This is a genomic window from Pseudomonas sp., assembly GCF_036404235.1.
Classification (GTDB): Bacteria; Pseudomonadota; Gammaproteobacteria; order Pseudomonadales; family Pseudomonadaceae; genus Aquipseudomonas.
Window position 1 is genome coordinate 49,776 of sequence record NZ_DASWOT010000191.1, and the last position, 10,094, is coordinate 59,869.

Annotated in this window: 11 protein-coding genes; 6 read left to right on the forward strand and 5 right to left on the reverse strand. The window is 54.1% G+C overall.

Features of this window, described 5'->3' with window-relative positions; translation table 11 throughout:
- Positions 1 to 44 precede the first annotated feature (44 nt).
- Positions 45 to 1,508, forward strand: a complete 1,464-nt coding sequence (selO, locus tag VGC62_RS24090) for a protein adenylyltransferase SelO (protein ID WP_331189585.1) — start codon at positions 45 to 47, stop codon at positions 1,506 to 1,508.
- Here the strand turns inward: selO and VGC62_RS24095 are convergent.
- From VGC62_RS24095 to VGC62_RS24110, 4 genes are all read right to left on the reverse strand, one after another.
- Complete coding sequence (locus VGC62_RS24095; protein ID WP_331189586.1) at positions 1,503 to 2,420, reverse strand: hypothetical protein; 918 nt, start codon at positions 2,418 to 2,420, stop codon at positions 1,503 to 1,505. The genes selO and VGC62_RS24095 overlap by 6 nt on opposite strands.
- A 344-nt stretch (positions 2,421 to 2,764) precedes the next feature.
- On the reverse strand, positions 2,765 to 3,574 hold the full coding sequence (locus VGC62_RS24100) for a hypothetical protein (RefSeq protein ID WP_331189587.1): 810 nt from the start codon (positions 3,572 to 3,574) through the stop codon (positions 2,765 to 2,767).
- Positions 3,575 to 3,715: 141 nt separating this feature from the next.
- Complete coding sequence (locus VGC62_RS24105; RefSeq protein ID WP_331189588.1) at positions 3,716 to 4,582, reverse strand: hypothetical protein; 867 nt, start codon at positions 4,580 to 4,582, stop codon at positions 3,716 to 3,718.
- Positions 4,583 to 5,360: 778 nt separating this feature from the next.
- Positions 5,361 to 6,059 carry an aspartate/glutamate racemase family protein gene (locus tag VGC62_RS24110; RefSeq protein WP_331189589.1) on the reverse strand — a complete coding sequence of 233 codons (699 nt, stop codon included), beginning with the start codon at positions 6,057 to 6,059 and terminating at the stop codon, positions 5,361 to 5,363.
- Between the two features lie 160 nt (positions 6,060 to 6,219).
- Here VGC62_RS24110 and trxC point away from each other — a divergent pair, with 160 nt between their 5' ends.
- Both trxC and VGC62_RS24120 read left to right on the forward strand, forming a co-directional pair.
- Positions 6,220 to 6,654, forward strand: coding sequence for a thioredoxin TrxC (gene trxC / locus VGC62_RS24115; RefSeq protein WP_331189590.1), 435 nt, complete (start codon positions 6,220 to 6,222; stop codon positions 6,652 to 6,654).
- 142 nt (positions 6,655 to 6,796) lie between these two features.
- A complete protein-coding gene (locus tag VGC62_RS24120) occupies positions 6,797 to 7,189 on the forward strand; it encodes a PAAR domain-containing protein (protein WP_331189591.1) in 393 nt (130 codons plus the stop codon).
- Positions 7,190 to 7,212: 23 nt separating this feature from the next.
- On the opposite strand, the gene VGC62_RS24125 is transcribed toward VGC62_RS24120, so the two are convergent.
- Entirely contained in the window at positions 7,213 to 7,989 is a 777-nt protein-coding gene (locus VGC62_RS24125; RefSeq protein WP_331189592.1) for a ParA family protein, read from the reverse strand.
- Between the two features lie 349 nt (positions 7,990 to 8,338).
- On the opposite strand from VGC62_RS24125, the gene VGC62_RS24130 reads away from it, so the two are divergent.
- The 3 genes from VGC62_RS24130 to VGC62_RS24140 are packed head-to-tail and all read left to right on the forward strand — an operon-like array spanning position 8,339 to position 10,090.
- Positions 8,339 to 9,067, forward strand: a complete 729-nt coding sequence (locus VGC62_RS24130; RefSeq protein WP_331189593.1) for a beta-ketoacyl synthase chain length factor — start codon at positions 8,339 to 8,341, stop codon at positions 9,065 to 9,067.
- On the forward strand, positions 9,043 to 9,855 hold the full coding sequence (locus tag VGC62_RS24135) for a lysophospholipid acyltransferase family protein (protein ID WP_331189594.1): 813 nt from the start codon (positions 9,043 to 9,045) through the stop codon (positions 9,853 to 9,855). The genes VGC62_RS24130 and VGC62_RS24135 overlap by 25 nt, the downstream gene beginning before the upstream one ends.
- On the forward strand, positions 9,830 to 10,090 hold the full coding sequence (locus VGC62_RS24140) for a phosphopantetheine-binding protein (RefSeq protein ID WP_331189595.1): 261 nt from the start codon (positions 9,830 to 9,832) through the stop codon (positions 10,088 to 10,090). Before VGC62_RS24135 ends, VGC62_RS24140 begins: the two co-directional genes overlap by 26 nt.
- The last annotated feature ends 4 nt before the right edge of the window (positions 10,091 to 10,094 follow it).

Consider the following 10,094-nt stretch of genomic DNA (forward strand, 5'->3'; position numbering starts at 1 on the left):
CCAATTCCCAGCAGAATGCTAGGACATTCTGCTGGAGGTCTCCCTTGAAAGCCCTCGATGAACTGACTTTCGATAACCGCTTCGCCCGCCTGGGCGATGTGTTTTCAACGTCCGTGCTGCCTGAACCGATTACCGAGCCGCGTCTGGTGGTAGCCAGTGATGCAGCGTTGGCGCTGCTGGATCTGGACCACGAGCAAGCCGAACTGCCGGTGTTTGCCGAGCTGTTTAGCGGCCAAAAGCTGTGGGCCGAAGCCGATCCACGGGCGATGGTGTATTCCGGCCATCAGTTCGGCTCATACAATCCGCGCTTGGGCGATGGACGCGGCCTGCTGCTGGGCGAGGTCTATAACGATGCGGGCGAACATTGGGATCTGCACCTCAAGGGCGCCGGACAAACGCCCTATTCACGCATGGGCGACGGACGCGCCGTATTGCGTTCCTCGATTCGCGAATTCCTGGCCTCAGAGGCCCTGCACGCGCTAGGGATTCCCAGCAGTCGCGCCGCCTGCGTCATCGGCTCCACGACACCTGTCTGGCGCGAGACTCAGGAGCGCGCCGCAATGGTATTGCGTCTGGCCAAGAGCCACATCCGCTTCGGCAGCTTCGAATATTTCTTCTACACCAAGCAACCCGAACGGCTTAAAGAACTGGCCGATCACGTTCTGAGACTGCACTACCCGCAAGCACTGGAAGCGGAGGAGCCGTATCTGGCGATGTTCACCGAGATCGTCGAACGCAATGCCGAACTGATCGCCAAATGGCAGGCTTACGGTTTTTGCCACGGAGTGATGAACACCGACAACATGTCGGTCCTGGGCATCACCTTCGACTTCGGACCCTTCGCCTTTCTCGACGACTTCGACCAGAAGTTCATCTGCAACCACTCCGATCATGAGGGGCGCTACTCCTTCAGCAATCAGGTGCCGATTGCACAGTGGAACCTCAGCGCACTGGCCCAGGCCTTGACGCCGTTCATCAGCGTCGATGCGCTGCGTGAGGCGATTGGGCTGTTTTTGCCGCTGTATCAGGCGCACTACCTGGACTTGATGCGCCGACGCCTGGGCCTGACCACCACCGAGGACGACGACAGCAAAATCGTCACTGGGCTGCTGCAACTGATGCAGAACAGTGGCGTCGACTACACGCTGTTTTTCCGTCGCCTGGGCGATGAGTCAGCCGAGGTAGCCGTCAATCGTCTGCGTGATGACTTCGTTGATCGCGCAGGTTTCGACGCCTGGGCTGAAGTCTACAAAGCCCGCGTCGCCCGAGAAAGCGCGGGCACCGAGGCGCAGCGCCAAGTGCGTATGCATGCAGTCAACCCGCTTTACATCCTGCGCAACTACCTTGCCCAACGCGCCATTGAAGATGCCGAAAAAGGCGATTATCAAGAAGTTCGCCGACTGCACGCTGTGCTCTGCAACCCATTCAAGGAACAAGCCGCAATGGACAGTTATGCACAGCGGCCGCCGGACTGGGGCAAGCACTTGGAGATCAGTTGTTCGTCATGAGGGGGATTGCGCCGGGGGAGTCGTGCTCAAGGGTGCTGGGGACGGTGAAGGGTCGGGATGGGTTTCTGCCCAGGAAGGCGCCGTTGCCGATGTCCGTGGAGAAAATTTCCCGGTGTGCGCCGGGCTACCCGGCTCGGGATCCTTCTTTTCGGGCGGTGTCAGCCCCGCCAGAATGTCGTAGAGGTTGAGAACACGCTCCGTTTTTTTGCGCTCTCCAACGCCAGGCAGAGACAACTCCGCGCGGATTTTCGCCTCCATTTGCGCGACGTAATTTTTTGGATAGCGGTCCTGAACTTTTTCTATCTCCGGCAGCGCCTTGTAATGGGTCAACACTTCGGTCAGGAAGACCGGTATTTTTCCGCTGAAACCTTTCTCCAGCTCTCCCCGGCTAACGACGTCATTGGCCCATGCCTGCTCCATTTTGGAACTGCCATACCAGGCTGCTCGTCGTTCATTGGTTGTGTAGCCACCCTTGTCGTCATAGGCAATCAATGTCAGTTGATCGCGCGAAAGGCCGGCAAAAGGGTTTCGCGCATGGCTGTCACCTTTATCAGAACGACTGAGGTATTCGGTGGCTCGCTTGGCACGGTCCAATAAATCGAGGTCATCGGTCTTGGGACGCTCCAGATCGTGCTGGACTTTTTTCGACGTATAACCCTCCAGGAGAAAGTCATGTTTTTGTTGGTTGGCATAGGCTGCCAACTCATCACGGCTCATGGTGTTTTCTCGGTCACTTGCCCGCTTGGCACTGCCGCTTAGTTGCCGCCCCAGCACGGACATGTCCGCAGTGTCCGCCGCACTCTTAACGACCTGGACCTCTGTTTCTTTCTTCGAAAGCTGCGAAGGCACCACTTTAACGTCGCCCCCCACCTTGACCATATTCATAAGTGTCGATTTCAGATTTTCTATCATGAGACGATCCTTGTTGTGACTCCAACGCCAACAAATAGCCGACCACCATAATCAGCCATGATTATTGATTACTAAGCAGAACAACCAGCGCATCGTGAAGTTCACGCATAGAGTTCGTTATATAGCGGGTATTGGACTAAAAAATCCGGGGCCCATTGGATAACGGAATAGCGAACGACGGCGTAAATAATGAAAGAAACAACCGCGAGCACGAACAAAGCTTTACGCCTATCATTATTTCTCATTTCTTATCACTGCATTCGTTGTTAATAATTAATAATCCAAACCTCACAAGCAAACGTATTGATAACAAGCCAATAAGAAAAGTTATACCGGGTCCGGCTCTATACGGTTTTGGTATTGTCAGACTTCATCTGAGCCATCGTTTCCGGCCTTGTCGACAACATGAGTCCGGTGAGAGTGTCATGCAGGTTCAGCACCCGCCGACCCGGTTCTCGGCTCGCCACACCTGGAATGAACTTCTCGTCATAGATGTGGCCCTCCAGGGTTGCAATGGTCGTTTTCGGGTAGTTAAGCGCCTTCTCAATAGCAGGCAGGCTTTTGTAGTGCTCCAGCACATTCGTAAAAAACTTCGGTGCTCTGCCCACACGTGCTTGTTCGACATTTCCTTTTTCGACCGTCGAATGACGCCACTGCCGCTCCAGGTCGCCAATCCCTTCATAGGCCGCCCGTCTTTCATTCAAGGTGAAATCACCGCCGTCGTCGTAGGCAATCAATGTCAACTGGTCACGCGACAGTCCTGTGAACGGATTCCTGGCACGAGGATCGCCCGCAAGCATTTCGGCGATGTAATCGGTCGCTTTTCGAGCACGAATCAGTAACTGAGGATCATCGGTGCCGGGAACTTCCAGCGCGCGCTTTTTATCATTCATTTCCTTGGTATTAACGGAAAACTTTTCTATCTGCGCATGAGCAAACTTTACCAGTTCATCGTGCGTCATCGTCTTTTCACGCACCCCAGCACGCATTGCGCTGACGCTCAGTTGACGGGCTAATATCGACAACTTTGGTTTATCCGAGGCGTCTGTTGTGGCTTTAGCCTTATCAGTACCTGGTTGCGTTGCGACAGCAGGGGATACAGCAGGGGAGCCAGGGGCAGCGGATGAAGCAGATGACTGAATGTTATTAATCATTGGTCACTCCTTGGCACTGAGACGACAGCACACCGAACACGCTCAATATGAATACCGAAACACCTTATCCTTAAGACAAAATTGTTCGTTCGATACACACTCGTAATTTTTCCAAATATCACTTATGACTTTGCGTGGAGATTAGCTACTTCCATTTGTACCGTTTGCTTGCCCAGTGCTCGTGCCCGAAGCTGTCGCAGCGCAGGCATTGCTAATAGAACTACCAGATGAGCGGCCATCTTTTTCTGTAGAGCCTATCTTTTTACGCTTGAGCATGATTTCCAACATTTCAAACAACGTCAGAAACTTAGGCTCCTTTCGCTTAAGAGGATTGCTTGCCTCATCGATCCTGACTAATAGCTTGGCCTCATAGTTATCAGGGTACTGAACTTGTTCTATAAGGGGCAACGTCTTGTAGTGAGCCATAACCTCAGCGTAAAACATCGGCGTTCGGCCGCCATTCATTGCCGACTCGAGATTCTCGTCGCACATTAACTTTCGGTTCCACTTTGCCTCGATATCGCTAACACCGTACCAAGCGGCACGCCGCTCATTAACTGTGTACAAACCACTCTCGTCGTAGACGATCAAGTTAAGCTGGTCTCTAGAAAGGCTGATAAACGGATTTTTAACATTACGATCATGCTTGTCGGATCGTACGATATAGTCTGTAGCTTGCCTTGCCCTATCTAATAGATCGGGGTCAATAGTCCTAGGTACTTCCGTATTGTGCGAGGCTTTGTCTGCCTGATAAACATCTCCCAATATCTGGCTTAACAGTCTCTCGGCCTCCACGCCGAGCTGGCGTCGATCAAGATTCGCGTTTCTAATCTCGGCACGCGAAGCGCTCTCACTGAGCTGCCTGGCAAGAGTGGAGATTTTTGAGCCACTTGCTGGAGCATCTATAACCGCAGTTCTTTTTATCGTCAGAGGCGCCGACAAGGCATCATCCACCCCGCTAACGACAACCTTTTCGAAGGAACTATTACTTGAAATACCATTAATCATATACAAGTTTCCTACTACAAGGAAAGCAGCCTGAATCGCCCACGCGTAAAATTAAAATAACCCTTTGCGCCGTACTATTCAGTACCGATTTACAATACGCTACCGCATTGTAAATTCCACCGCCCAAGCATGAGTAGCTACGTTAGTCGACGTAATTCTTATTCCGCATCTTGCGCCCCCGCTTGCGTCAGCGCTCTTGTTCCATTTTGGTACGGCACCAAGACCTGGAAGTTTCAGGTAGCTTGTTTTGAACTTACAAGTCTTAGAGCCAATTTTGTACTGAAAAATTACCGAAGTAACATCAGACGACAAACTACCTCTTACTTTGGATACGCTTGATTCGCCACTTCTCACCGTAGCCGCCGGCTTCGGGTTAGCCTCCCCATAGCTATAGGCGCTACTACCAAGAGGATCGTAAACCGCCTCAGAACCCCCATTATTCTTAAATGTGATCTGCACCTCAGGCCCCGCCTGCACCAAGCCCGCCGCCATTAGCACACATACAGCCATAACGCTCACAGTACATTTTTTAAAATTCATTGATATTCTCTTTTTATTATTAATATAAAAATACACGCGCCAACAAGGTATTCTCGACACCCTAAGGATTTAAAGACCCAGCAAGCATTAACAGATGCGCTGAACACTACAAAACCAGAAATTCAACGCATATCATTCAAGTTGTTTCCTGTGAAAAAAGACTATCGCCACAGGCCAATATGCGCAACTATCCGAACGGGCAGCTCTTTCGGATAGTTAAAAACGTCGATTAAAACCCTCAGAACTTATCCAGCAACCACTTCAAACCCATTGCCACATGCTCATGCGTGCTGTCGATTAACGGCAATGGACTGTCGACACCCTCAAGCAACAATCCAATCTCCGTACATCCAAGAATCGCCGCTTCAGCACCCTGATCTCGTAATTGCTCCAGTACACCCAGATAGAACTCACGAGCGGGCTGATTAAACTCGCCTTGGCACAGTTCAGCAAAGATCACGCGATCGATTTCACTCATGGCCTCTAATGTTGGCAACATTGTCTCGATGCCGAAGCATTCGGTCAGGCGGCGCTTGTAGAAGTCTTCCTGCATGGTGAATCGCGTGCCCAACAATGCCGCTTTTGCTATGCCGCGCTGTTGCAGCGCCTCGCCCACCGCTTCGCCGATATGCAGCAAAGGGATATTCACCGCCGACTCAATGGCGCCCGCCACTTTGTGCATGGTATTGGTCGCCAGCAACAGTGCCCCGGCCCCCGCACGCTCAAGTCCGCGAGCCGCATCGGCCAGTTGCTCACCGGCTTCATCCCACTCGCCTGCTTTTTGCAGTGCGGCAATCCCGGCAAAATCCACTGAGTGCAGCAGAATGGGCGCCGAGTGAAGGCCACCAAGGCTGTCGCGCACACCCTCATTCAGCCATTTGTAATAGGTGGCAGTGGATTCCCAACTCATTCCGCCCAACATGCCCAGGGCTTGCATATCGCACTCCGTCAATCGGTGACGAATGCAGACTAGGCGCATCTCTCGGCAGCAGCCAGTGACAGAAACCGCGCAGTCGGGCGGTACAGTCCGTAACGCTGTTGATAAACGCACTCCCCGTCACCACTTAAGCGTCATTGGTCTTTTAAAGGAGCCTGCCGTGTCTGAGTCCCTGATGATCCCTTGCCCGCACTGCAACGGGCTGAACCGAATACCCACCGACAGGCTGGGCGACCAGCCTAAATGCGGTCGTTGCAAACAGCAGGTATTGCTGAGCAAGCCCTTCAATCTGACGCAGGGCGACTATGCCAGCCAGATCAAAGGCGATCTGCCGTTGTTGGTCGACGTATGGGCCGACTGGTGTGGACCGTGCAAGTCATTCGCACCGACGTTCGAACAGGCAGCGGTTCAGCTTTCCGGACGTTGCCGCCTGGCCAAACTGGACAGCGAAGCCAATCAACAACTGTCAGCGCAATTGGGGATTCGTTCGATTCCCAGCCTGATCCTGTTCAAGAACGGTCGAGAAGTGGCACGCCAAAGCGGCGCGCTCCCCCTGCAACAATTGAATGCGTGGCTCAGTAGCCAAGGCATCTGAGCGAAACTTGAAACACGACGAAGCACTCTTCAGCGCTTCGTTTTTTTATTGTAGGACGTCTCTGAAAACGTCTTTTCTCCAAGTAATCTCCCCGTTTAGCGCCTAGGATTTTGGCTTCGAAAAGCATCCAGGAGCCACAGCAATGACGTTCGTAGTCAGGGAAGGCGATTCAACGAGCACCGGAGGTTTCGTTTTGAAAGCAACCGGAAAACAATTGTGCGATGACCGAAGATTGGCCCGCATGGGTGATCCCGTGTGGTGCGCGGCTTGTCAGAGAGTGGGGTTTATCGCGCAGGGCAATCCGACGTACATCGACGAACTTGTAGCGGTCGCTACGCATGGGCAAAGCGTTCGCTGTGACTGCCCTGACGACCATAATCGGCTGATCTCCAGTCAGAACACGCTGACAGCTGACATGGATGCAACCATCAGCATTCCGCCAGATCTGGCGAAAATGGCGCAGAAGCTAGCGAGGAAGATGACGGCTGCGATCAGTGACGGCTCGATGCTGCTAGAACGCCGCGAGCTTTCCTGACCCAGGGGGAATTCACGCATCGTTCAATCCGCATGGTTTTCCAGAAACTGATGCAGCTCCATGAACTGCTGCGTCAGTTTGTGCCGGGGCTCCAGGTAGATCAACGGAGTACTAGCCTGATGCGACTCACGCATTTTGACTGAGCTGTTGAGATAGACCGGAAGCACCGGCAGCCCCTCAGCGATCAACTCATCCAATATCTGCTGCGGCAAGCTGGCGCGGGACTGGAACTGATTGACAATAATGCCCTCCACTTCAAGCCCTTCGTTGTGATCCTCTTTCAGTTCTTCTATTTCCTTTATCAGGCCGTATAGCGCCTGGCGGGAGAAACTGTCGCAGTCAAAGGGGATCAACACCTTATCCGCTGCAATCAACGCTGAAACCGCATAGAAATTCAATGCCGGCGGGGTATCGATGTAGATCCGCTCGTAATCCTCATCCAACTCATCGAGCAGTTTGCGCAGTTTGTTTATCTTGTGCTTGGCCTCAAGCTTTGGTTGCAAATCAGCCAACTCAGCACTTGCCGTCACAATATGCAGATTGTCGAACGGCGTTTCGTAGATATCGACTTTGTTTTTCTTGGCGAACGGCCCTGAGGACAACGTTTGCTTGAAGAAATCGGCGATGCCCATGGGGATGTCGTCGCCGGTCAGCCCTGTCAGGTACTGAGTAGAGTTGGCCTGCGCATCAAGATCGATCAATAACGTCCGATAACCCTCATGGGCGCTGACGGCTGCCAGATTGCAGGCGATGCTCGACTTGCCGACGCCACCCTTCTGATTGAATACCACGCGCCGCATAGATGACCTCCCTGTTGCTGTGTGCTGTAAAAACCGCTGGGCGGTCCGATGAATGGTATCGAGTCTATGCAATACGCATGACGACGGCGAGTCTTGAGAGCATTTCAGACAATCGGGCTGTGACGTACGTACAGACTGCGTGGAAGCTTCCTATATGAACACGAATGACCCTTCAAGCTTCCCGGTAGGAAATTTCCTAGGGAAAGAAACTATTTATAACGTCGTTTGCCAGTGCGCATCCCTACCGGGATAATGCGCGCCACTCGGCGATAGCGTCGCGCCATGGTTGGTGTCACTTCGGATCAATACCGAAGCTGGAAGTATGCCTGCAAGGGCGGGAAGAAAAGTCGTGATCAAGTTCAACATCGCACAATGGCGCGCCTGGGCACCTGGTTTGTCGACGGCCGAAGATTGGCAGCAATGGAGCCAGCACCCAACGCAGGTCGACAGTGGCGACGAGGCACCTGATGTCTCGTTTCTACCGGCCATGCACCGACGCCGTCTCAGCCGTCTGGCCAGAATGGCATTCAGCGTCGGATGGCCATTGGCCGAGGACCGGGAGCATCTGCCGCTGGTGTTTGTTTCTCGTCATGGCGAAACGCCCCGCACCTTTGAGATTCTCAGCGATCTGGCTGCCAACCAACCGTTGTCGCCCACGCAGTTTAGCCTTTCAGTGCATAACGCTGTTATTGGCCTATGGTCGATCCTGCGCGGGGAAACCAGCGAAATGACAGCGCTGGCGGCAGCGGGCGACGGCCTGGAACATGGAGTCTTCGAAGCGGCGGCGATGCTGGCCACGGGTGCCAGCGCCGTACTGCTGGTGGTGACAGAAGAAAGTCCGCCCGGGGCTTATGCCCCCTGGATTGACGACGTGCCGTTTCCTTATGCACTTGGCTTGCTGCTCACCGCAGGCGACGACTGGCAATTGTCGCTGACCTCACTCAGCCCGGAACAACAAGGCCCCACACACAGCGATTGGCCGCACGCACTCAATTTTTTACGCGCGCTGTCGACACAACAGAGCGCCTTGCAACATCCCTGGAAGAGTCGGCTATGGAACTGGCAACGCAATCATTGAGCAAAAGCCGCGATGCCTACTATTGGCGTCTGCTGGCCACAGCACTAAGTTTTGCTCTGTTTGGGCTGGGCGGGCTGTGCCTGAGGGTGCTGATATTCCCCCTGCTCGCCTTCCTGCCAGACAACCCACAACGTCGTCAGCGCCGCGCCCGAGCCACCATCAGCCGACTCTTCTGGATGTTCATCCGTTTCATGGCGCGGGCCGGGGTATTGACCTATGAAGTCCAAGGCGCGGAACGACTGGGCCGCGCGGGCCAAATGATCATTGCCAATCACCCTTCGCTGATTGACGTGGTGTTTCTGATAGGCCTGGTGCGTGACGCCAATTGCGTGGTCAAGCAGAGCCTGTGGCACAACCCCTTCACCCGTGGTCCTGTGCGCTCCAGCGGCTACATCAGCAACGATGGCAGCATAGAGATGCTCGATACCGCTGCCCACGCGCTGCAGTCTGGTCAGACGCTGATCATCTTCCCCGAAGGCACGCGTACCCAGCCCGGTAAACCCCCTGCCTTTCATCGAGGAGGTGCCGCCATTGCCCTGCGCGGAGCAAAGGTCATTACCCCAGTCACGATCCATGTCTCACCCACGACCCTGACCAAGGCCGAACCCTGGTATCGAATCCCGCGCAGGCGCGTGCATTTTTGCCTGCGCGTAGGAGCCGACATCGATCCGAACGCTTTTGCTGTGCTGGGGCCGGCCCCTGTGGCATCGCGCAAGCTCAACGACTATCTGCATCACTACTACATTAAGGAGCTCGGCACAGATGAGCGATCTGCACCTGGAAATTAAGCAGTTGATCATCGACGCCCTGGGCCTCGAAGACATCAGCACCCACGACATCGACAACGACCAGATGCTGTTCGGCGAAGGGCTGGGCCTGGATTCCGTGGACGCCCTTGAGTTGGGCCTGACCATCCAGAAACGCTACGGCATCAAGATCGACGCCGATGCCAAAGACACACGTACCCACTTCGCCAGCGTGAACACCCTTGCGGCGTTCGTCAGCGCTCATCAAGCGGCCTGAGGAC

What these genes read in the sequence shown, in the direction of transcription:
- VGC62_RS24095 (WP_331189586.1), bottom strand. Translation starts at nt 2,420, where the DNA reads ATGATAGAAAATCTGAAATCGACACTTATGAATATGGTCAAGGTGGGG.
- VGC62_RS24135 (WP_331189594.1), top strand. Translation starts at nt 9,043, where the DNA reads ATGGAACTGGCAACGCAATCATTGAGCAAAAGCCGCGATGCCTACTAT.
- VGC62_RS24110 (WP_331189589.1), bottom strand. Translation starts at nt 6,059, where the DNA reads ATGCAAGCCCTGGGCATGTTGGGCGGAATGAGTTGGGAATCCACTGCC.
- VGC62_RS24100 (WP_331189587.1), bottom strand. Translation starts at nt 3,574, where the DNA reads ATGATTAATAACATTCAGTCATCTGCTTCATCCGCTGCCCCTGGCTCC.
- VGC62_RS24140 (WP_331189595.1), top strand. Translation starts at nt 9,830, where the DNA reads ATGAGCGATCTGCACCTGGAAATTAAGCAGTTGATCATCGACGCCCTG.
- VGC62_RS24120 (WP_331189591.1), top strand. Translation starts at nt 6,797, where the DNA reads ATGACGTTCGTAGTCAGGGAAGGCGATTCAACGAGCACCGGAGGTTTC.
- VGC62_RS24125 (WP_331189592.1), bottom strand. Translation starts at nt 7,989, where the DNA reads ATGCGGCGCGTGGTATTCAATCAGAAGGGTGGCGTCGGCAAGTCGAGC.
- VGC62_RS24105 (WP_331189588.1), bottom strand. Translation starts at nt 4,582, where the DNA reads ATGATTAATGGTATTTCAAGTAATAGTTCCTTCGAAAAGGTTGTCGTT.